General features: G+C 67.9%; 22 protein-coding genes and 1 tRNA gene. 10 read left to right on the top strand and 13 right to left on the bottom strand.

The genetic code is table 11. The annotated features are described in order from the left end of the window. Window positions 1-165: 165 nt before the first annotated feature. The 6 genes from D9C15_RS23615 to cysS form a co-directional block, all read right to left on the bottom strand. Window positions 166-258 (bottom strand) — tRNA-Ser (locus D9C15_RS23615). 37 nt (window positions 259-295) lie between these two features. Next, window positions 296-1,567, bottom strand: coding sequence for an aspartate kinase (locus D9C15_RS23610; protein WP_128000930.1), 1,272 nt, complete (start codon window positions 1,565-1,567; stop codon window positions 296-298). Window positions 1,568-1,651: 84 nt separating this feature from the next. Then, window positions 1,652-2,944, bottom strand: coding sequence for a tRNA lysidine(34) synthetase TilS (tilS, locus tag D9C15_RS23605; protein ID WP_128000929.1), 1,293 nt, complete (start codon window positions 2,942-2,944; stop codon window positions 1,652-1,654). A gap of 15 nt (window positions 2,945-2,959) precedes the next feature. Further along, window positions 2,960-3,931 (bottom strand): acetyl-CoA carboxylase carboxyltransferase subunit alpha, encoded by a 972-nt coding sequence (locus tag D9C15_RS23600; protein WP_128000928.1) that lies wholly within the window; start codon window positions 3,929-3,931, stop codon window positions 2,960-2,962. 32 nt (window positions 3,932-3,963) lie between these two features. Beyond that, window positions 3,964-4,617 carry a DNA-3-methyladenine glycosylase family protein gene (locus D9C15_RS23595; protein WP_240668564.1) on the bottom strand — a complete coding sequence of 218 codons (654 nt, stop codon included), beginning with the start codon at window positions 4,615-4,617 and terminating at the stop codon, window positions 3,964-3,966. A 3-nt stretch (window positions 4,618-4,620) separates the two neighbouring features. Then, window positions 4,621-5,997, bottom strand: a complete 1,377-nt coding sequence (cysS, locus tag D9C15_RS23590) for a cysteine--tRNA ligase (protein ID WP_128000927.1) — start codon at window positions 5,995-5,997, stop codon at window positions 4,621-4,623. Between the two features lie 187 nt (window positions 5,998-6,184). On the opposite strand from cysS, the gene D9C15_RS23585 reads away from it, so the two are divergent. The 5 genes from D9C15_RS23585 to D9C15_RS23565 are packed head-to-tail and all read left to right on the top strand — an operon-like array spanning window position 6,185 to window position 9,365. Continuing rightward, on the top strand, window positions 6,185-6,691 hold the full coding sequence (locus D9C15_RS23585) for a tetratricopeptide repeat protein (protein ID WP_240668562.1): 507 nt from the start codon (window positions 6,185-6,187) through the stop codon (window positions 6,689-6,691). Window positions 6,692-6,733: 42 nt separating this feature from the next. After that, window positions 6,734-7,309, top strand: a complete 576-nt coding sequence (locus D9C15_RS23580) for a peptidylprolyl isomerase (RefSeq protein ID WP_128000925.1) — start codon at window positions 6,734-6,736, stop codon at window positions 7,307-7,309. 1 nt (window position 7,310) lies between these two features. Continuing rightward, a complete protein-coding gene (locus tag D9C15_RS23575; RefSeq protein ID WP_128000924.1) occupies window positions 7,311-7,811 on the top strand; it encodes a peptidylprolyl isomerase in 501 nt (166 codons plus the stop codon). A 10-nt stretch (window positions 7,812-7,821) separates the two neighbouring features. Continuing rightward, window positions 7,822-8,598 carry a UDP-2,3-diacylglucosamine diphosphatase gene (locus tag D9C15_RS23570; RefSeq protein WP_128000923.1) on the top strand — a complete coding sequence of 259 codons (777 nt, stop codon included), beginning with the start codon at window positions 7,822-7,824 and terminating at the stop codon, window positions 8,596-8,598. Beyond that, window positions 8,598-9,365, top strand: coding sequence for a M90 family metallopeptidase (locus D9C15_RS23565; protein WP_128000922.1), 768 nt, complete (start codon window positions 8,598-8,600; stop codon window positions 9,363-9,365). The genes D9C15_RS23570 and D9C15_RS23565 overlap by 1 nt, the downstream gene beginning before the upstream one ends. Before the next feature lie 28 nt (window positions 9,366-9,393). Here the strand turns inward: D9C15_RS23565 and clpA are convergent, their stop codons facing one another. Further along, window positions 9,394-11,697, bottom strand: coding sequence for an ATP-dependent Clp protease ATP-binding subunit ClpA (gene clpA / locus D9C15_RS23560; RefSeq protein ID WP_128000921.1), 2,304 nt, complete (start codon window positions 11,695-11,697; stop codon window positions 9,394-9,396). Then, window positions 11,694-12,050 carry an ATP-dependent Clp protease adapter ClpS gene (clpS, locus tag D9C15_RS23555; RefSeq protein WP_112190245.1) on the bottom strand — a complete coding sequence of 119 codons (357 nt, stop codon included), beginning with the start codon at window positions 12,048-12,050 and terminating at the stop codon, window positions 11,694-11,696. The genes clpA and clpS overlap by 4 nt, the downstream gene beginning before the upstream one ends. 177 nt (window positions 12,051-12,227) lie before the next feature. Between clpS and D9C15_RS23550 the strand changes: the two genes are divergently transcribed. After that, window positions 12,228-12,464 carry a cold shock domain-containing protein gene (locus tag D9C15_RS23550; RefSeq protein WP_128000920.1) on the top strand — a complete coding sequence of 79 codons (237 nt, stop codon included), beginning with the start codon at window positions 12,228-12,230 and terminating at the stop codon, window positions 12,462-12,464. A 319-nt stretch (window positions 12,465-12,783) separates the two neighbouring features. Here the strand turns inward: D9C15_RS23550 and D9C15_RS23545 are convergent, their stop codons facing one another. Next, complete coding sequence (locus D9C15_RS23545; protein ID WP_128000919.1) at window positions 12,784-13,065, bottom strand: antitoxin; 282 nt, start codon at window positions 13,063-13,065, stop codon at window positions 12,784-12,786. 335 nt (window positions 13,066-13,400) lie between these two features. Between D9C15_RS23545 and D9C15_RS23540 the strand changes: the two genes are divergently transcribed. From D9C15_RS23540 to D9C15_RS34155, 3 genes are read left to right on the top strand one after another with little or no spacing between them, the layout of a single operon-like run. Then, entirely contained in the window at window positions 13,401-13,835 is a 435-nt protein-coding gene (locus D9C15_RS23540) for a putative toxin-antitoxin system toxin component, PIN family (protein ID WP_128000918.1), read from the top strand. After that, the gene (locus D9C15_RS34160; protein ID WP_240668560.1) at window positions 13,823-14,038 is read left to right on the top strand and encodes a toxin-antitoxin system HicB family antitoxin; all 216 of its coding nucleotides are present in this window, start codon (window positions 13,823-13,825) and stop codon (window positions 14,036-14,038) included. Before D9C15_RS23540 ends, D9C15_RS34160 begins: the two co-directional genes overlap by 13 nt. Before the next feature lie 15 nt (window positions 14,039-14,053). Further along, window positions 14,054-14,299, top strand: coding sequence for a helix-turn-helix domain-containing protein (locus tag D9C15_RS34155; RefSeq protein WP_240668559.1), 246 nt, complete (start codon window positions 14,054-14,056; stop codon window positions 14,297-14,299). A 17-nt stretch (window positions 14,300-14,316) separates the two neighbouring features. Here D9C15_RS34155 and D9C15_RS23530 read toward each other — a convergent pair whose 3' ends face one another. The 4 genes from D9C15_RS23530 to D9C15_RS23520 all read right to left on the bottom strand — a co-directional run bounded on the left by D9C15_RS23530 (window position 14,317) and on the right by D9C15_RS23520 (window position 16,692). Then, window positions 14,317-14,931, bottom strand: a complete 615-nt coding sequence (locus D9C15_RS23530; RefSeq protein ID WP_128000917.1) for a CRISPR-associated protein Cas4 — start codon at window positions 14,929-14,931, stop codon at window positions 14,317-14,319. Beyond that, window positions 14,871-15,152 carry a CFI-box extended C-terminal domain-containing protein gene (locus D9C15_RS34600; protein WP_375138818.1) on the bottom strand — a complete coding sequence of 94 codons (282 nt, stop codon included), beginning with the start codon at window positions 15,150-15,152 and terminating at the stop codon, window positions 14,871-14,873. The genes D9C15_RS23530 and D9C15_RS34600 overlap by 61 nt, the downstream gene beginning before the upstream one ends. A 221-nt stretch (window positions 15,153-15,373) precedes the next feature. Beyond that, a complete protein-coding gene (locus tag D9C15_RS23525) occupies window positions 15,374-15,658 on the bottom strand; it encodes a hypothetical protein (protein WP_128000916.1) in 285 nt (94 codons plus the stop codon). Further along, entirely contained in the window at window positions 15,655-16,692 is a 1,038-nt protein-coding gene (locus D9C15_RS23520; RefSeq protein WP_128000915.1) for a PRTRC system protein D, read from the bottom strand. Before D9C15_RS23520 ends, D9C15_RS23525 begins: the two co-directional genes overlap by 4 nt. A 1,299-nt stretch (window positions 16,693-17,991) precedes the next feature. Between D9C15_RS23520 and D9C15_RS23515 the strand changes: the two genes are divergently transcribed. Further along, on the top strand, window positions 17,992-19,299 hold the full coding sequence (locus D9C15_RS23515) for a phage integrase N-terminal domain-containing protein (protein ID WP_240668557.1): 1,308 nt from the start codon (window positions 17,992-17,994) through the stop codon (window positions 19,297-19,299). Window positions 19,300-19,306 lie beyond the last annotated feature (7 nt).

The following is a 19,306-nucleotide window of genomic DNA, read 5'->3' as shown; positions in this document are numbered from 1 at the left end:
CCTTGGAGGATCAGCGGTTTCGGCGCTGCGATGCCCCATAAGATGCCCCACTTCTGAGCGTGCTGTCAAAGCCCGTTGACGGCCATTGACGAACAAAAAAGCCCCGGCTGGCGGGGCTTTAGCGTGACATTAGCGGCTGTGTGCGGCTGCTGTCGAATCTATCGCTGGCGGAGTCGGAGGGATTCGAACCCTCGATGCAGGTTTTGCCCGCATACTCCCTTAGCAGGGGAGCACCTTCGGCCTCTCGGTCACGACTCCGGCGAAGAGCGCGATTCTAGCGGCAATCGCTCCGGGCTCAGGCTGCTGCGGGCTGGTCCAGGTCGAAGGCCTTGTGCAGCGCACGCACCGCCAGTTCCATGTACTTCTCGTCGATCACCACGCTGGTCTTGATCTCGCTGGTGGTGATCATCTGGATGTTGATGCCCTCGTCGCTCAGGGCCTGGAACATGCGGCTGGCCACGCCGACATGCGAGCGCATGCCGATGCCGACGATGCTGACCTTGCAGATGCGGGTGTCGCCCGTCACCTCGGCCGCCCCCGTCCTGGGCACCACCACCGACTTCAGCAGGTCCATCGTGCGCGCGTAGTCGTTGCGGTGCACGGTGAACGAGAAGTCGGTCTTGCCGTCGTGAGACACGTTCTGGATGATCACGTCGACGTCGATGTTGGCATCGGCCACCGGCCCGAGGATGGAGAAGGCGATGCCCGGCTTGTCGGGCACGCCGAGCAGGCTGATCTTGGCCTCGTCGCGGTTGAACGCGATGCCCGAGACAACGGCTTGTTCCATCTTGACGTCTTCCTCGAAGGTGATCAGGGTGCCGGACGAGGCCTCCTCGTCGATCGGGATGTCCCACGGCGTGAAGCTGGAGAGCACGCGCAGCGGCACACGGTACTTGCCGGCGAATTCGACCGAGCGGATCTGCAGCACCTTCGAGCCGAGGCTGGCCATCTCCAGCATCTCCTCGAAGCTGATGGTGTGCAGCCGGCGCGCCTGCTCGACGATGCGCGGGTCGGTGGTGTAGACGCCGTCGACATCGGTGTAGATCAGGCACTCGTCGGCCTTCAGCGCCGCGGCCACCGCGACGGCCGAGGTATCCGAGCCGCCGCGGCCGAGCGTGGTGATGTTGCTGCCCGCGTCCACGCCCTGGAAGCCGGTGATGATCACCACCCTGCCCGCCGCCAGGTCGGCGCGCACGCGCTGGTCGTCGATGCGCTGGATGCGCGCCTTGGTGTAGGCACTGTCGGTCTCGATCGGCACCTGCCAGCCGGTGTAGCTCACCGCGGGCATGCCCTCGGCCTGCAAGGCGATGGCCAGCAGGCCGACGGACACCTGTTCGCCGGTCGAGGCGATCATGTCCAGTTCGCGCTGCAGTTCGGGTGTCGTGGCGGCCGGCGACAGTTCCTTCGCCAGGCCGAGCAGGCGGTTCGTCTCGCCGCTCATGGCCGAGGGCACCACCACCATCTGGTGCCCGGCACGGGCCCATTTGGCGACGCGCTTGGCGACGTTGCGGATGCGCTCGGTGGAGCCCATCGAGGTGCCGCCATACTTGTGAACGATCAATGCCATGGATGCTCGCGGTCCGGGGGTTGAAAGCGGTTCACGCCGCGCTCGTGAACCCGCGATTCTATCTGGCCGCGCCGCCTCGCCGGCTCAGCCCAGGTGCTGCCAGCTCAACAGCACGCGCGGCTGGCCGGGCGCCTCGAGAACATGCCCGTCGAGGCCCAGGCCGGGCACGAACAGCAGCTGGCTGCCTCGATACAGCAGCGGGCCGGTCCGCTGCCAGGCCGGTACGCCGGACGCCTGGTACTGCTTCTTCAGGCTGCGCGGCGGCCGGCCCGGCCCGGCCTGGAAGCGCTCGGCCCCGGAGCGTTCGCGCAAGTCGAGCCCGGCCAGCCAGGCGAGCGGCACACCCCCTTGCAGCGCAGGCTGGACCAGCAAGCCGCCGCCCCACCCCGGCAACGGATAGAAGCCGGGCGCGTCCACGCTCAGGCCGTGCTCACGGGCGGCGACCGGGTTGGTGGCGGGTCCGGCATGGACCGCCAGGAGCCCGCGGTAGGCGCGCAACTCGCCGTGCGGCAGCGGCCAGCACGCCGTGGTCCGCGGACCCATTTCGCGCGCCAGGCGCCCGATCAGCGAGGCCGGCGGCCGCAGGCCGGTGCGCTCGTGCAGCCAGTGGCGCAACGCATTGCTGCGGCGGGCGGCGCCGAGCGCGGCCAGCGGGTTCCAGGCGAGGCGCTCGCCCTCGCGCGCAGCGGCGAGGTCGAGCCGGGCGAGGTCCTCGAGGCAATGCGCCGCCTCGCCCGACCATGCGGCACTGTCGGCCAGGGCGGCTTCCGCCCCCGGAAACGCAGTGCTGAGCGCCGGCCAGACCTGCAGCCGCAGGCGGTTGCGCGCCAGGCGCGGATCGGCGTTGCTGTCGTCCTCCACGTGGCGCAACCGGTAGCGGCGCACGTACGAAGCAATCTGGGCGTCGGTGTGTGCGAGCCACGGACGCAGCCAGAGCACGCCGTCGCGCTCGAGGCCGGCGGGCATGGCGGCCAGCCCGGCCACGCCGGCACCGCGCAGTGCCTGCAGCAGGAAGGTCTCGGCTTGGTCGCGGCGATGGTGCGCCAGCAGCACGATGCGGGCCCCCTGCTCCAGCGCCAGGCGGCGCAGTGCCTGGTAGCGCTGCGCGCGGGCCCAGGCCTCGACGCTCTCGCCCGCGGTCGGCACATCGGACAGGCGTTCGACCCGCAGCAGCAGCGGCAGGCCGCGCCGCCGCCAGCGCGCAGCTTGCCGCTGGCAGGAGCGCACCCAGTCGTCGGCGTGCGGGCTCAGGCCATGGTGAATGTGCAGGGCGACGACGCGCAGCCCGAGCGGCTCGGCCGCCTTCAGCGTGGCATGCAGCAGCGCCGTCGAGTCACGGCCCCCACTCCAGGCGACGGCGACGCAGCGATCGGTCACCGTCGCGCGCGCGGCTCAGCGCTCCTTGCTGTCGACGAAGCGGCCGTAACCCTGTAGCCGCTCGTAGCGGCGCTGCAGCAGTTCCTTGGGCTTGAGGTCGCTGACCTGGCGCAGCGCGTCGTTGAGCGCGCGCTTGAGGAACGAGGCCATCTGCTTCGGGTCACGGTGGGCGCCGCCGACCGGCTCGTTGACGATCTTGTCCACCAGGCCGAGCGCCTTCAGGCGGTGCGCCGTCACGCCCAGCGCCTCGGCGGCGTCGGCCGCGCGTTCGGCCGTCTTCCACAGGATGGAGGCGCAGCCCTCGGGCGAGATCACCGAGTAGATGGAGTACTGCAGCATCAGCGTCTGGTCGCCCACGCTGATGGCCAGCGCGCCGCCCGAGCCGCCCTCCCCGATGATGGTGCAGATGATCGGCACCTCGAGCTGCGCCATCTCGTAGATGTTGCGGCCGATCGCCTCGGACTGGCCGCGCTCCTCGGCACCGATGCCCGGGTACGCCCCCGGCGTGTCGACGAAGGTGAACACGGGGATGCCGAACTTCTCGGCCAGCTTCATCAGCCGCAGCGCCTTGCGGTAGCCCTCGGGGCGCGACATGCCGAAGTTGCGCAGGCCGCGCTCCTTCGTGTCGCGGCCCTTCTGGTGGCCGATCACCATGCAGGCCTGGCCGTTGAAGCGTGCCAGCCCGCCGACGATGGACTGGTCGTCGGCGAAGTGCCGGTCGCCGTGCAGCTCCTGGAACTCGGTGAAGCACTCGTTGACGTAGTCGAGCGTGTAGGGGCGCTGCGGGTGGCGCGCGATCTGCGTCACCTGCCAGGGTGTCAGGCTGGCGTAGATGTCCTTGGTGAGCTGCAGGCTCTTCTTGGACAGGCGGTCGATCTCCTCGGAGATGTCGACCGCGGATTCGCTCTGCACGTAGCGGAGCTCCTCGATCTTGGTCTCGAGCTCGGCCACCGGCTGCTCGAAATCCAGGAAATGTCGCTTGCTCATCGGCAACCCTCCGACGTTCTTTTCTGGGTCACTCAGTAGTCTACCGGCAGCGGGTCCAGGCTGCGCCAGATGTACCAGGTGGCGACCGAGCGGAACGGCGTCCAGGCGTCGCCCACCTCGCGGGCCTCGGCCCGCGACACCGGCTCGCCACTGAAGTAGTTGACGCTGATGCCCTTGAGCAGACCGAGGTCGTCCAGCGGCAGCACGTTCGGGCGCATCAGGTGGAAGATCAGGAACATCTCGGCCGTCCAGCGACCGATGCCGCGGATCGCCACCAGCTCGTCGATGATGTCCTCGTCGTCCATCTGCTGCCACTGGCGCACGTGCACGCTGCCGGACTCGAAGTGGCGCGCCAGGTCGAACAGGTACTCGACCTTGCGCGCCGACAGCCCGGCCGCGCGTGCGGCCGTCGCGTCCAGCGCGAGCACCGCGGCCGGACGCAACCGGTTGGAGGGCTCGTCCATCAGCGCGGCAAAGCGGTCCCACACCGATTGGGCGGCCTTCACCGAGATCTGCTGGCCGACGATCGAGCGCGCCAGCGTGGTGAAGGCGTCGCCGCGGCTCTGCAGCCGGCCTTCGGGGAAGCGCGGAATCAGCTTGCGCATCACGCGGTCGCGGCGCGCCAGGTGCTTGCAGGCGTCGTCCCAGTAGTCGGGGGTCGTCCCCGGAGTCTTGGCGGCCGCCACCGCTCAGCCCTTCACCCAGGTCGTGCCGGTGGGGCCGTCCTTCAGCACGATGCCGCGCCCGGCAAGCTCCTGGCGGATCGCGTCGGCGCGGGCGAAGTCGCGCGCCGCCTTGGCCGCGCTGCGGGCGGCGATGCGCTCGGCGATCCAGGCCTCGGCGACGCCGTCGGTGCCGCCCTGCAGGTAGCGGCGCGGCGTCTGCTGCAGCAGCCCGAGCGTCGCGCCCAGCCCCTTCAGCAGCGCGGCGGTGGCCGGGTCGCGGGTACGGTTCAGTTCGTTGGCCAGTTCGAACAGCTGCGCGAAGGCCACCGGTGTGTTGAAGTCGTCGTTCATCGCGGCGCGGAAGGCGCTGGCCTGCGGATGGGCCCAATCCACCGGCACGGTGTCGGCGGCCACGCCATCGAGCGCGGTGTAGAGCCGCGTCAGGGCGTGCCTGGCATCGTCGAGGTTGGCGTCGCTGAAGTTGAACGGGCTGCGGTAGTGGGTACGCAGCATGAAGTAGCGCACCGTCTCGCCGTCGTGGTGCTTCAGAACGTCGCGGATGGTGAAGAAGTTGCCCAGCGACTTCGACATCTTCACGTTGTCGATGTTCAGGAAGCCGTTGTGCATCCAGGTGTTGACGAAGCGCCGGCCGTTGGCCCCCTCGCTCTGCGCGATCTCGTTCTCGTGGTGGGGGAAGATCAGGTCCAGCCCGCCGCCGTGGATGTCGAACTGCTCGCCCAGCAGCGTGCAGCCCATCGCCGAGCACTCGATGTGCCAGCCCGGTCGGCCGCTGCCGAAGGGGCTGTCCCACCTGGCGTCGTCGGGCTCGCTGGACTTGGCGGACTTCCACAGCACGAAGTCCAGCGGGTCGTCCTTGCCCTCGAGCACGGCCACCCGTTCGCCGGCGCGCAGCTGGTCGATCGACTTGCCCGAGAGCTTGCCGTAGCCCGGGAACTTGCGCACCGCGTAGTTGACGTCGCCGTTGCTCGACCGGTAGGCGAGCCCCTTGGCCTCCAGCGTGCCGATCATCGCCAGCATCTGCGGCACGTAGTCGGTGGCGCGCGGCTCGTGCGTCGGCGCCTCGACGCCCAGACGGCCGATGTCCTCGTGCATCGCCGCCGTCATCTCCTCGGTCAGCTGGCGGATCGGGATGCCGCGCTCGACGGCCCGCTTGATGATCTTGTCGTCGATGTCGGTGATGTTGCGCACGTAGGTCACGCGGTAGCCGAGCGCCTTCAGCCAGCGCTGCACCATGTCGAACACCAGCATGAAGCGGGCGTGGCCGACGTGACACAGGTCGTACACGGTGATGCCGCACACGTACATGCGCACATGGCCGGGTTCGAGGGGCTGGAAGGTCTCGGTCTCGCGCGTGAGCGTGTTGTGGATGCGCAGCGTCATGGGCCGGTGGACGGTCACGCACGCCGGAGTGCGGCCTGCGTTCGGTGGGACGGAGAGGGGCGCTCCCGCGCTCGCGAACCGGCCGTCGCGACGGCGGCCGGACGAGGGGGCTGAACTACAATGCGAACCAGTATAGCGGTGCGGCCCTGCCGTGCCGGTCCGTGCAATCCCCCCAATGAAGTCACCCGTGCCTGCGCTGCTGCGCCTCGCTCTGGCCGGCATGCTGGCCGTCGGCGTCGCCCGTGCGGACGAGCATGCCGAGGTGCAGCGGCTGCAGGCCACCGGGCAGACCGGCCCTGCCCTCGCGCGCGCCGAGCAGTTCCTGGCGGCCAAGCCCAAGGACGCGCCGATGCGATTCCTGCGCGGGGTGCTGCTGGCCGAAAGCCGGCGCGAGGCCGAGGCGAGCGAGGTGTTCCAGCGCCTCGTCGAGGACTATCCCGAACTGCCCGAGCCGTACAACAACCTCGCCGCGCTGTACGCCGCAGCGGGAGACTACGATCGCGCCAAGGCGGCGCTGGACCAGGCGGTGCGCGCCAATCCGTCCTTCGCCGCCGCGCACGAGAACCTCGGCGACGTGCTGGCGATGATGGCGTTGCGTGCCTACCAGCGCGCACAGCAGCTCGAGCCCGCCAACGCCGCGCTCCCGGGCAAGCTGAAGCTGGTGCGGCAACTGCTCGGCCGCCCGGCGCCCTGACCTGCCCTCTCTCGTCGTCGTCTGCTTGGAAGGAGTGAACGCATGAACCGAACCGTGACCCGCTGGGTCGCGCTCGCCGCCACCGCCCTCGCGCTGGGTGGCACCGGCCTCGCCGCACACGCGCAGAAGGTCAAGCTGGCCACCTCGGCCGGTGACATCGTCGTCGAACTCGACGCCGCCAAGGCACCCAAGACCGTGGCCAACTTCGTCGAGTACGTGAAGGCCGGCCAGTACGACGGCACCGTGTTCCACCGGGTCATCAGCAACTTCATGATCCAGGGCGGCGGCATGACCGCGGACATGAAGGAGAAGCCCACGCGCGCGCCGATCCCGCTGGAGAGCGGCAACGGCCTCGACAACCTGCGCGGCACGATCGCGATGGCGCGCACGATGGACCCGAACTCCGCCACCGCGCAGTTCTTCATCAACGTGAAGGACAACGCCTTCCTGAACAAGGCGCAGTCGGCCGACGGCAACGGCTATGCGGTGTTCGGCAAGGTGATCTCCGGCATGGACGTGGTCGACAAGATCCGCGCCGTGCCCACCGGCAACAAGGGCATGCACCGCGACGTGCCGCTCGAGCCGGTCACCATCAACAAGGCCACCCTGGAGAAATGACATGAGCCAACGCGTCCAGTTGCAGACCAGCAAGGGCGACATCACGATCGAGCTCGACGACGCGAAGGCGCCCGACACCGCGCGCAACTTCGTCGAGTACGTGCAAAGTGGCCACTACGACGGCACCGTGTTCCACCGCGTCATCCCCGGCTTCATGATCCAGGGCGGCGGCTTCGAGCCGGGCATGAAGCAGAAGCCGACACGCGCCCCGATCCAGAACGAGTCGCACAACGGCCTGACCAACGACCACTACACGATCGCGATGGCGCGCACCTCGGCGCCGCATTCGGCGACGGCGCAGTTCTTCATCAACGCCACCAACAACGGCTTCCTCAACAAGGCCCAGTCGCAGGACGGCTGGGGCTACGCCGTGTTCGGCAAGGTGGTGGCCGGCACCGAGGTGGTCGACGCGATCGAGGGCGTCAAGACCGGCCGCAGCGGCGGACACGGCGACGTGCCGCTGGAAGACGTGGTGATCGTCAAGGCGGTGCTGCTCGACTGACACGGAGCCCATGACCGAGACGCTGCCGCTGCCGTCGTTCTGGGAGCTCGAGGCGCCGGCCGACTGGTCGGCGATCGACTTCATCAGCGACCTGCACCTGGCCGAGGACACCCCGCGCACCTTCGAGGCCTGGGCGCACCACATGCGCCACACCTCGGCCTCGGCGGTGCTCATCCTGGGCGACCTGTTCGAGCTCTGGATCGGCGACGACGATCGCCGCACCGGCTTCGCGGCCCGCTGTGCCGACGTGCTGGCGGATGCGGCGACGCGGCGCAGCGTGGCCTTCATGGCGGGCAATCGCGACTTCCTCGTCGGCGGCGACCTGCTGCAGGAATGCGGCGTGATGGCCCTGCCCGATCCGACCGTGCTGCTGGCCTTCGGCGAGCGCATGCTGCTGGCCCACGGCGACGCGCTGTGCCTGGACGACCGCCCCTACCAGGCCTTTCGCGCCCAGGTGCGCAGTCCGGCGTTCCAGCGCGACTTCCTCGCCCTGCCGCTCGAGGAACGGCGCGCCCGGGCGCGGGCGATGCGCGACGGCAGCCAGGCGCGCAAGGAGGGCCCGGGCATGGCCGACTGGGTCGACGTCGATCGCGCCACCGCCGTGCGCTGGCAGCACGAGGCGAGTGCGCCGACGATGATCCACGGCCACACGCACCGCCCGGGCCACGAGGACCTCGCTCCCGGCTTCATGCGCGAGGTGCTGAGCGACTGGGACCTGGACCACGCGGACCGCGCCGAGGTGCTGCGCCTGCGACGCTCGGGCCTGGTGCGCCTGCGCCCCGAGTGATGTTCGAGCGCTGGCGTCGCTGGCGCGCGCAGCGCACGCTGGCGCGTCGGCCGATCCCCGACGCGCTGTGGGCCATCACGCTGGCCCGCTACCCCTTCCTCACCCAGCGCAGCGAGGCGGACCTGACCGCCCTGCGCGAGCTCGCCACGCTGTTCCTCGCCGACAAGGAGTTCGCCGGCATGCAGGGCCTGGAGGTGGACGACGGCATGGCGGTGGCGATCGCCGCGCAGGCCTGCCTGCCGGTGCTGCGCCTCGGGCTGTCGTGCTACGACCATTTCAAGGGCATCGTCGTGCACCCGGATGTCGTCGTGGCGCGGCGCGAGGTGATGGACGAGGACGGCATCGTGCACCACTACGCCGAGGAACTCGCCGGCGAGGCCATGGAAGGCGGCCCGGTGATGCTCTCGTGGCGCGACGTCGCCGGGGCCGGCGACAGTGCCGCGTGGGTCTACAACGTCGTGATCCACGAGTTCGCGCACGTGCTGGACATGCGCGACGGTGCCTCCGACGGCGTGCCGCTGCTGCCCACCGCGGCTGCGCGCGAACGCTGGCTGACAGTGCTGGAGCCCGAGTGGGACGCGTTCCGGGCCCAGGTCGACTCCCGCCGGGGCACCCTGCTCGATCCGTACGGCGCGGAGGGGCCGGACGAGTTCTTCGCGGTCGCCTCCGAGGTGTTCTTCGTCGACCCGGCCGCCTTGCGCGCCGACCACCCGGCGCTCTACGCGCTGCTGGCCAGGTACTACCGTCAGGACCCGGCCGCCGAATGAACCGAGGGGCCCGCAGGCCCCTCGTTCGTCATGCCGTGGCCGCCTCGGCCTTGGGCTTGTCGTTCTTCTTGTTCGGTGTGATGTCCAGCAGTGGCTGGCCTTCGGCATCGATGTCCACCGACAGGCGGCCGCCGTCGACCAGCCGGCCGAACAGCAACTCGTCGGCCAGCGCGCGCCGGATCGTGTCCTGGATCAGGCGCTGCATCGGCCGCGCGCCCATCAGCGGGTCGAAGCCCTTCTTGGCCAGATGCTTGCGCAGCGCGTCGGTGAAGGTGACCTCGACCTTCTTCTCGCCGAGCTGGCTCTCGAGCTGCAGCAGGAACTTGTCGACCACGCGCAGGATGATCTCCTCGTCCAGCGCGCGGAACGACACGATCGCGTCGAGCCGGTTGCGGAACTCGGGCGTGAACAGGCGCTTGATGTCGGCCATCTCGTCGCCCTGCTCGCGCGAGTTCAGGAAGCCGATGGTCGACTTGTTCATCGTCTCGGCGCCCGCGTTCGTCGTCATGATGATGATGACGTTGCGGAAGTCGGCCTTGCGCCCGTTGTTGTCGGTCAGCGTGCCGTGGTCCATCACCTGCAGCAGCACGTTGAAGACGTCCGGGTGCGCCTTCTCGATCTCGTCGAGCAGCAGCACGGCGTGCGGCTTCTTGGTGATCGCCTCGGTCAGCAGGCCGCCCTGGTCGAAACCGACATACCCCGGCGGCGCGCCGATCAGGCGGCTCACGGCGTGGCGCTCCATGTACTCGGACATGTCGAAGCGGATCAGCTCGATGCCCAGGATGTAGGCGAGCTGCTTGGCCACTTCGGTCTTGCCGACACCCGTCGGGCCGCTGAACAGGAACGAGCCGATCGGCTTGTCCGGCTTGCCCAGGCCCGAGCGCGCCATCTTGATGGCGGCGGCCAGCGCATCGATGGCCGGCTCCTGGCCGAACACGACGCTCTTCAGGTCGCGATCCAGCGTCTTGAGCTTGCCGCGGTCATCGCTCGACACGCTGGTCGGCGGGATGCGGGCGATCTTGGCGACGATGTCCTCGACCTCGGCACGCGTGATGGTCTTCTTCTGCCGGCTCTTGGGCAGGATGCGCTGTGCGGCGCCGGCCTCGTCGATCACGTCGATCGCCTTGTCGGGCAGGTGGCGGTCGTTGATGTACTTGGCCGACAGCTCGGCCGCCGCCTGCAGCGCACCGAGCGCGTACTTCACGCTGTGGTGTTCCTCGAAGCGCGACTTCAGGCCCTTCAGGATCTCGATGGTCTGCTCGACCGAGGGCTCGACCACGTCGATCTTCTGGAAACGCCGCGACAGCGCCGCGTCCTTCTCGAAGATGCCGCGGTACTCGGTGAAGGTGGTGGCACCGATGCACTTCATCTGGCCCTGGCTGAGCGCAGGCTTGAGCAGGTTGCTCGCGTCCAGCGTGCCGCCCGACGCCGCGCCGGCGCCGATCAGCGTGTGGATCTCGTCGATGAAGAGGATCGCGTTCGGCTGGTCCTTCAGGTGCTTGAGCACGCCCTTCAGGCGCTGCTCGAAGTCGCCGCGGTACTTGGTGCCGGCCAGCAGCGCGCCCATGTCGAGCGCGTAGACGATCGAGTTGGCCAGGATCTCCGGCACCTCGCCCTGCGTGATGCGCCAGGCCAGGCCCTCGGCGATGGCGGTCTTGCCGACCCCGGCCTCGCCCACCAGCAGCGGATTGTTCTTGCGCCGCCGGCACAGGATCTGGATCACCCGCTCGACCTCGTGCTCGCGCCCGATCAGCGGATCGATCTTGCCCTCGCGGGCCAACTGGTTCAGGTTCTGGGTGAACTGGTCGATCGGCGAACCCTTGCCTTCGCCCTCGTCCTTCTCGCCCTCGTTGTTCTGGCTGCTTTCGTTGGACTTGGCCGGCTCGGGCGGATCGCTCTTCTTGATGCCGTGGGCGATGAAGTTCACCACGTCCAGCCGCGTCACGCCCTGCTGGTGCAGGTAGTAGACGGCGTGCGAGTCCTTCTCGCCGAAGATCGCCACCAGAACGTTCGCGCCGGTCACTTCCTTCTTGCCGCTGCCGGTGGACTGCACGTGCATGATGGCGCGCTGGATCACGCGCTGGAAGCCGAGCGTCGGCTGGGTGTCGACCTCCTCGGTGCCGCCGACCGTCGGCGTGTTCTCCTTGATGAAGCCCGCCAGGCTCTTGCGCAGGTCATCCAGGTTGGCCGAGCAGGCGCGCAGCACCTCGGCGGCGGACGGGTTGTCCAGCAGCGCCATCAGCAGGTGCTCGACCGTGATGAATTCGTGGCGCTGCTGGCGCGCCTCGACGAACGCCATGTGCAGGCTGACCTCTAGTTCCTGGGCAATCATTGCGCCTCCATGATGCACTGCAACGGGTGGCCGCCCCGGCGGGCAGCGGCCAGCACCAGCTCAACCTTGGTCGCGGCGACATCCTTGGAGTAGACGCCGCAGACGCCTCGACCCTCATGATGAATCTTCAGCATGATCTGGGTCGCGGTTTCGAGGTCGCGTTTGAAGTATTCCTGCAGCACCATCACGACGAATTCCATCGGCGTGTAGTCGTCGTTCAGCATGACCACCTGGTACATGCGCGGCGGCTGGGTGCGTTGAGTCCGGCGTTCGGCCACGACGGCGCCTTGCCCGTCGCCGGGCTTGTTCTGGCCCGGCGGAGCCGGTGGCTTCGACGGCGTGTTGTCGGACATGCGAGGCATTCTATCGACTTGGGCAGTGCACGATCCATGCCCAGGGATATGGCGCCGCGGCAACTTTCCGCAAGACCGACCCAGCGCGTGGTGGGCCCGTCCGACTGGGGCGAACGTCCTTGACACTTGCAAAGTCATTGCACAAGAATCGCTTTTCGATCCTCAGGAGAGACCACCATGCCGATCGGCACCGTCAAGTGGTTCAATGACGCGAAGGGCTTCGGCTTCATCGAGCCGGAGGGCGGGGGCGACGACGTGTTCGCCCATTTCTCGGCCATCCAGATGGACGGCTTCCGCACGCTGAAGCAAGGCAGCAAAGTGCGCTTCGACATCGTGCAGGGGCCCAAGGGCCAGCTGGCCCAGAACATCGTCGCGCTCGAGCCTGCGCCGGCCAAGGCGGCAGCGGCACCCTGAACGCCTCCTTTCCACAAGCAACAAGGGCCCGCGATGCGGGCCCTCGTCGTTTGGGGCGGGCGCGGCGCCCGCCGTGGCTCAGGCCATCTGCTCGATCATCACATGGAAATCGCACCTAAGTCCGCGTCGCATAACGCTCCGGCCCCGCTGGCACCCTCCATCTCCCGTCAAAGGACCCTCCATCGGGAATCCTCCAACTTTCATAGGTGGGGCCAGATGCACGTTTGTCACTTGGCCGAACACTGAGCAGGATCAGCGCCAATGTAGCAGTACCTCCCATGCCGTCAAACCCCAGCCGTTGGTCAGGTCGCTGGGGAAGTCAGTGTCCACCCGGCACATCGGAGCCCTCGCGCCTGTGTAGAGGCTGAGAGCGAGCCTGTTCGGCTTCCAGCGCTGCGATGAAGGCAACGTCCGCCTCGCCTACGGCGCGCAGGGCATCGAGCAGCGCAGAACCTCGGTCGGCCCGCAAGGGATGGATTACCAAGTCGCCCTGTTCGTTGCGCGAAACACGTACAAGCTCACTGTTGAGCCGGAACTCCGCAGGAATCCGCACCACTTGACTGTCGCCGATCCTGAGCACTCTGGTGATGGTCGTTTCCACGACGCGCTCCACGTGTTTACATCGATGTGCTGGACTTCATCCAGGCATCGCCTGCGTGCATCTATGCCTACATACCCTGCCCGTTCACGGCCGGTAACCTGCCAAGCTTCGCGACGTTACGTCAGACTGCCACAGGCGCCAGCCCTCATTTGCGGCCGCATCCCCGACGGCCATGACGACCTGTGCCGCAGGTGCCTTGCCCGGCGGTTGGTCAGGTAGGCTGCGCAGCCTTTCAGCGCGCGGCGGGGTCTGCACTCACAGGCCGCGGCCGGACACCCAGAGCGCTGACGACCCGGACTCTTCATCAGATGATAGCACCGGTGCTATCATACCGCATGGTCACGGTCGTGCTGGATACCAATGTACTGGTCGCCGCGCTCTTGCGGGGCGGCGGCACTGGGCGTGCCGTGGTACGGGAATGTCTGCGAGGCAGATACCAACCCGTGCTCGGGCCCGCATTGCTGGCCGAGTACGAAGACGTTCTGGGCCGCTCCGAGTTGTTCGCCGACTCCGTGCTGTCGACCAAGGAACGCGGCGAGGTGTTCGACGGTCTCATAAACCGCTGCCGATGGGTCGAAGTGTTCTACGCTTGGCGGCCAAACCTGCCTGATGAAGCCGACAACCACCTGATCGAGTTGGCCGTGGCCGCACAGGCCGATGCCATCGTGACGCGCAATCTGCGGGATGTTGCGCGCGGCGAGCTGAAGTTCCCGACGCTGCGGGTCCTGACGCCCGAACAATGCCTGGAGGCCTTTCCATGTCCACCTTGACGATTCGTTTGCCGGATGACAAGCACGAGCGCCTGAAGGCACTCGCGAAGTCCAACTCGATCAGCATCAACAAGCTGATGGACGAGTTGGCTACGGTGGCGCTCGCCAATTACGACGCCCGCGTGCGCTTCGAGACGCGTGCGGCGCGTGGCAACCCCAAGCGCGCACTGGCCTTACTTGACAAGGCAGATCGGGCCGAGTGAGCCGAGGGCATCGCCGTGACAGTCGAACCGATCCAAGATGACCTGACGATCCAAGATGCGGCGGATCTGCTGAAGATTTCGCGTTCACACTTGGTCAAGCTGCTTGAAGCCGGGGCTCTTCACGCCCACCGGAGCGGCAACGACAAGCGAGTGCGTTTTGCAGATCTGATGCGCTTCAAGGCCGTTCAGGATCACGCAAGCAGCGAAGCGATGGCAGAGTTGGCCAGGCAAGGGCAGGAACTCCAACTCGGCTACGAATAAGGAGGTCTCCTGCGGGTTCAAGGCTCGGCCGATGGAGCCCGCCCACATCGATCGCGAAACCCGCAGGCACGGCAAGTCCGCTGGCTTGCGGGCCAACGAGGCTCGACCAGTCCGCGCTGCAACGCATCCCGTCGGCGCATCAGGTCCTCGACCCCCTCCCGGGCCATGAGGTTGACAGGCAGAGGAATCAGCGAGGTGCCCCGACGCCTCCGAGGAATCAGCACGTAGGCCTCATCGGCGACGGTGGCGTGCAGTTCGTCCTCCATCGCCACTCGCTGCGCCGACAACTGGATGACATCCGAACGCGTCACCACCGGGCTCGCACGGGTCTTCAGCTCAACGAGCACCAGGATCCCTGATGGCTTCCGATAGACCCTGTCGACGCGTGCGACGACCGGCCAGCGACCCGAGGACCTGAACTGCCTCTCGACGAAGACCAGCTCGGCATCCCGGAGGCGCGCCGGTCTTTGCCTACGCTCCGCTGCCGCAGCGCGCCTGCCAGCGATGACCCATCCGACGAAGCCGATCGCGACGGCAAGAATCATCACCGCCAGTACGACTTCGACCATGTTCATCGTCCAGCCTCTCGTGACCACCACCTCCACAGCCGAGCGGCCTGCCCGAGCAGCCATCGCATGCACCCGAGCAGTGCCGGAGACGCTTCAAGCACCGCGCAGATGCGGGGACCGGCGCGGTAGTAGTGGTACACGATCGACCGTCCCCAGCCTCGGCGTCGCAGTACGGCATCACGGAAGTGGCGGAGCGTCTGTGTCTGCCATCCCTCGCCGAAGGCCAGGGTGGCGACGAAGCAGCGCCCCTTCGGCCCAGGTGACGGTACATGGCCAACACCCATGGCCAGCCTCGCCTGACGTTCGAGTCGCCCATGGAACACCAATCCGCGCTCCCGGGCCACTTGCAGCGGTCTGGAACGGGGGCGGCCATGCCGATGCTCGAGGACGACCCACCGCTCGCAGAACCCCATCTCGGCCAGCCGGGAGGCGCTGAGCGCCCGTTCGGTCGGGTTCCCACCCACGATCGACCTGCGTCCAGCCCGGCGGCGACGCTTGTCGACCTTCATTCCGGAATGGCAGGCTGAAACAGCCCGTTCGTCACCGCAGCGGCCTGCTGCACGTCAGGCTCCTTCGGGACCTTGATCGTGTCGGGCGTCTTCAGGCTAGCCATCGCAAACACGCCGTGCTGCGCCAGCAGACCGTCGTAGGCCAGCAGGCGCAGACGGTTGACCCGCTTTCGCCCCTGCCGAAACTGGCTCAGTTCATCGAACAGGCGCGGGTTCTCCTCGCGCGAGAGCTCGAACACCAGCCGGATCGGTCGAAGGGCTCCGCGTTCCTGCGCGCTCATACACCACCCCCTGGCGCACGATCCGAAGGCGCCGGCGTTGCGAGCGAAGTCATCGCGTAGTTCTGCCCGGCCATCTGGAAGCCCCTCACGTTCGCGTACAGGGGCTCCTTCACCTCGTGGATCCGGTGCTTGGGGAAGGCTGCCTTCACCGCCTTCTTGAAGAGGAACGCGCCGCCGCCGACGAGGATGATGTTCTGCAGGCTCTCGGGCGTCTCGATCCACTGGCGCATCGTCGACACGGCCTGCTGTGCCACGCTCTCGGCGATGGGCAGGTGCCGCTTCATGTCGTAGGGTTTCTGGAAGATGACCGGCGCCTTGCCGGTCCGCAGGGCGAGGTCGATGGCGTCGTAGTCGCGGTAGGGTGTCCCGATGTCCTTCGAGATCTCGGCCGCCATCAGCCGCAGCACATCGGACATTCCCCGGTTGATCGAGTGCGACTGCTTCTGCACCAGCCGCATGCCGCGGCAGACCAGCCAGTCGAAGGTCCTCGATCCCGGGTCGATGACCAGGCTCTGCTCCGTGCCGATCGAGGCCATCTTCTCGTGCTCGGCCGCGTAGTGGACGAGCGCACCCTGCGGCTGCGCCACCGCCAGTGCCTTGCGGACCGTGATGGTTCGTCCCGCCCCAATCTCGTGGCTGCCCGTCATCGCCTTCTCGAGCGCCGCCTTCTTCAGTGCCAGCAGCGCGACGGGCAGCCCGACGACGAGCAGGTCGATGTGCGGCACCTTCATCATCGACAGCGCCCCGCGCAGCAGCGCCATGTACTCCGGCGACTCGGTGTACTCGTCGTGCAGCTGCTTCGCGCGGAACGTGTCCGCGGCCAGGTGAATGTCCGGACCCACCTCATAAAACAGGGAGCCGACAGGGATGCAGACCGTCTTGCGCTTCTCCGCTGCAGGCATGGCCGACGTGTCGGCGCTCGACGGATAAGCGACCGAGGGGAAGCTGGCACATCGGATGTCGGCTCCCGAGATGCCGGTAACGAATTTCGTGTTGCCTGACCCGACATCCACGGCTCTGACGATGAGTTCCATGCAGTTGCTCCTTGGCGCAGTTGACTGCCTTGAAAGGCTGATCAGCGTCGCCGCACCAGGCCGCGTTCTCCACGCTCAATGGCCTCGAATCGGCGCGTCTTTCGACTTCAGTGCCAATGCAGGATCAGCGGAACTGCATCGCAGCGACAGAAGGCGCCCCGCGGCTCGCCATGAGCCTGTTCGCAGGGCGCACTTCTGTCACCACGGTCTCACCTCGCGCGGGCCTTTCAACCCCTCTCCAGTTCGGCGCGCGCGGACAGGCTGCGGACGCGCCAGCCAGACCGACGTCCGCGCGAGGTACCTGAGGCGGCAGCCTTCCCTGTCAACCCCGCGCCGTTGCTGGCGATCCGGGCCATTGCGACGCTAGATGGGCCCTGCCGCCGAATCTCGCGCCGTCAACTGCCTGCCCCAAGGGCCGCACGATCAGGGGTCTTGCGGCGGGCGCTGCGCATGCGGCCTTGACCGTGGATGGCGTCGCGGTTTCCACTGTGGGCTCCCGAGGGCTCCTGGCCCGCTCCCCGTGGAGCATTGCAGGCGTCGCAGTCGTTACCTGCCTCGTGCCTTCAACCGAAGTTCCCGTCCCGAACGGGTGGCGCGACCGGCCTTGACCTCCAGAAGGATCGACGCCGCGAGCGTGCCGAGTCATCCACCACCGCAGTGATCTGCCCGGTCCTTGCCAGCCCCATCCCCGCGATGACGGCTGGGCGCTCCAGAAGCGCACCGGCGCAGCAGAACCCCGTGGCGGCACCTGATGCCGCGCACCGTTCCCGCCAGCCCTTGAGCACGCGCGCATGACGCGCATCGCGCGGCGTGATGGCCTCCATGAGGCTCCCCGCACGACCCTCGCTCATCAACTCGACACCGCCCTGGACTCTCGGTCAGGGGTGGACCCATGCGAGCGGCCGGCGCTGCACACCAGGCCTGATCCACCGAATGACCCAGGGCTCGACCCTGGCGTCGATGTCGCACCCAGCCCCGAGCGGGGTGGACATCACCCTTGTCGTCGCGTCGCAGAAATGCGCAGACGGCCTGGATCAACGTGTTCCATTTTTACGTCTGACCGAGCTGACCAGGCCCCTCGCCGAAGACCATGAGGAGCCCGGACAGCAAAGCCATGGGTGGGTGTGGCGCTGCAGAGATCGACCGCCGCACCGACGTTGCACACGATCTCCATCGCCGTGGGCTTGCCAGGAATCCGCCCCGGGGATGTCCAGATGGATTCCTCCGATTCCGGTCCCCCGGACCATTCATCCACCGGCGTGCTGTTCGGGCAGTCCGCCACCTTGCAGAAAGCCCACCATGTCCCGTATCCGCCGTGCAGAACCCTCGCGCCGCCGCCGGCAGGCACCGCTCTCCCTCAACGACCGCCGCAACGACCCGCGCAATGGCTCCACCCTGCCCCCCTCATCCACCCGCCCTTCCAGGAACTCCTCGATGACCTCGGCCAGCCCAGGCCGCGTGCATGGCCAGGACTCGCCACGCCGCCAGAACTGGGCCGGCAAGTCGCCCCAGCAGGTGCTGGCCATGTACCCGCCGGGCAGGACGCCCGTGAACCGGGTGGTGGACGTGCTGATCGAGCTGTTCAACCCGCTGCACACCGCTTTGGAGAAGACCGTGTCGCACAAGACGCGCTACGAGCGCGCCCACTTCCTGCGACGCTTCTTCCGCGAACTGCACACGGACGCGGGCTTCAAGCTGGCGCCCGACCCGCGCAACCTCGGCCAACGGCACGTCCAGGCGATGGTGAAGGTGTGGCAGCGCCGCAAGCTCTCGCCGGGGACGATCCAGACCTACCTGAGCTTTCTGCGAGGCCTGGCGATGTGGCTCAACAAGCCGGGCTTCATCCGCAGGCCCGAGCACTACGGCCTGACGCCTGACGAGTACGAGCGCCACGAGAACGCCCAGCGCGACAAGAGCTGGAGCGGCAACGGCATCGACGTGGAGGTCTTGCTGGCCCAGGTCTCTGCCTACGATGCCCGCATCGGCGCGTCGATGCGCCTGATGGTGAAGGTCGGTCTGCGGCGCAAGGAGTCGGTGATGTGCCGCCCCTACGCCCACGTCCACCCTTTCGAGGAGACAGGCCTGCCCGACGAGCAACGGGAGGCGGATCGGTACCTGTGGACAAAGGGCAAGGGAGGCCGTGCGCGCTGGCTGCCGCTGGCCACCGAGGAGCAGCAGTCGGCCATCGCGCATGCCCGCAGCGTGGTCAGCGGCCATGACGCACACATGGGGGCGCCGGATCGGGACCTGAAGTCCAACCTCCGTCGGCTGGACTATGCGCTGCGCAAGTTCGGCCTCACGAAGCGCGAGAGCGGCACCACCGGGCACGGGGCGCGGCACGACCACCTTCAAGGCCAGTACCAGGACACGACGGGCACGCCCGCGCCGGTGCGTGGCGGTGGGCCTGTCGATCAGGACCTCGACCGCCAGGCGCGGCTGCGTGTGGCCCGTATCGCGGGCCATGCCCGCCTGCGCTCGGCCGGGGCTTACATTGGTGCGATCCGGCGCTCGCCTGCAGGGAGCCGCGACCCGGTCCAGGGCGAGACCGGCAAGCCCGGGCCGCGGAGCATCGGGGACGACGGTGACACGCCTGTCCCGATCGCCTGAGCCGGCC

Source organism: Piscinibacter defluvii (genome assembly GCF_004011805.1).
Classification (GTDB): Bacteria; Pseudomonadota; Gammaproteobacteria; order Burkholderiales; family Burkholderiaceae_C; genus Piscinibacter; species Piscinibacter defluvii.
This window is presented reverse-complemented; position numbering and strand designations above follow the sequence as displayed.

What these genes read in the sequence shown, in the direction of transcription:
- D9C15_RS23550 (WP_128000920.1), top strand. Translation starts at nt 12,228, where the DNA reads ATGCCGATCGGCACCGTCAAGTGGTTCAATGACGCGAAGGGCTTCGGC.
- D9C15_RS23600 (WP_128000928.1), bottom strand. Translation starts at nt 3,931, where the DNA reads ATGAGCAAGCGACATTTCCTGGATTTCGAGCAGCCGGTGGCCGAGCTC.
- D9C15_RS23530 (WP_128000917.1), bottom strand. Translation starts at nt 14,931, where the DNA reads ATGGCTGCTCGGGCAGGCCGCTCGGCTGTGGAGGTGGTGGTCACGAGA.
- D9C15_RS23575 (WP_128000924.1), top strand. Translation starts at nt 7,311, where the DNA reads ATGAGCCAACGCGTCCAGTTGCAGACCAGCAAGGGCGACATCACGATC.
- D9C15_RS23565 (WP_128000922.1), top strand. Translation starts at nt 8,598, where the DNA reads ATGTTCGAGCGCTGGCGTCGCTGGCGCGCGCAGCGCACGCTGGCGCGT.
- D9C15_RS23570 (WP_128000923.1), top strand. Translation starts at nt 7,822, where the DNA reads ATGACCGAGACGCTGCCGCTGCCGTCGTTCTGGGAGCTCGAGGCGCCG.
- clpA (WP_128000921.1), bottom strand. Translation starts at nt 11,697, where the DNA reads ATGATTGCCCAGGAACTAGAGGTCAGCCTGCACATGGCGTTCGTCGAG.
- D9C15_RS23610 (WP_128000930.1), bottom strand. Translation starts at nt 1,567, where the DNA reads ATGGCATTGATCGTTCACAAGTATGGCGGCACCTCGATGGGCTCCACC.
- D9C15_RS34160 (WP_240668560.1), top strand. Translation starts at nt 13,823, where the DNA reads ATGTCCACCTTGACGATTCGTTTGCCGGATGACAAGCACGAGCGCCTG.
- D9C15_RS23525 (WP_128000916.1), bottom strand. Translation starts at nt 15,658, where the DNA reads ATGAGCGCGCAGGAACGCGGAGCCCTTCGACCGATCCGGCTGGTGTTC.
- D9C15_RS23580 (WP_128000925.1), top strand. Translation starts at nt 6,734, where the DNA reads ATGAACCGAACCGTGACCCGCTGGGTCGCGCTCGCCGCCACCGCCCTC.
- clpS (WP_112190245.1), bottom strand. Translation starts at nt 12,050, where the DNA reads ATGTCCGACAACACGCCGTCGAAGCCACCGGCTCCGCCGGGCCAGAAC.
- D9C15_RS23515 (WP_240668557.1), top strand. Translation starts at nt 17,992, where the DNA reads ATGTCCCGTATCCGCCGTGCAGAACCCTCGCGCCGCCGCCGGCAGGCA.
- cysS (WP_128000927.1), bottom strand. Translation starts at nt 5,997, where the DNA reads ATGACGCTGCGCATCCACAACACGCTCACGCGCGAGACCGAGACCTTC.
- D9C15_RS23520 (WP_128000915.1), bottom strand. Translation starts at nt 16,692, where the DNA reads ATGGAACTCATCGTCAGAGCCGTGGATGTCGGGTCAGGCAACACGAAA.
- D9C15_RS34600 (WP_375138818.1), bottom strand. Translation starts at nt 15,152, where the DNA reads ATGGGTGTTGGCCATGTACCGTCACCTGGGCCGAAGGGGCGCTGCTTC.
- D9C15_RS23540 (WP_128000918.1), top strand. Translation starts at nt 13,401, where the DNA reads ATGGTCACGGTCGTGCTGGATACCAATGTACTGGTCGCCGCGCTCTTG.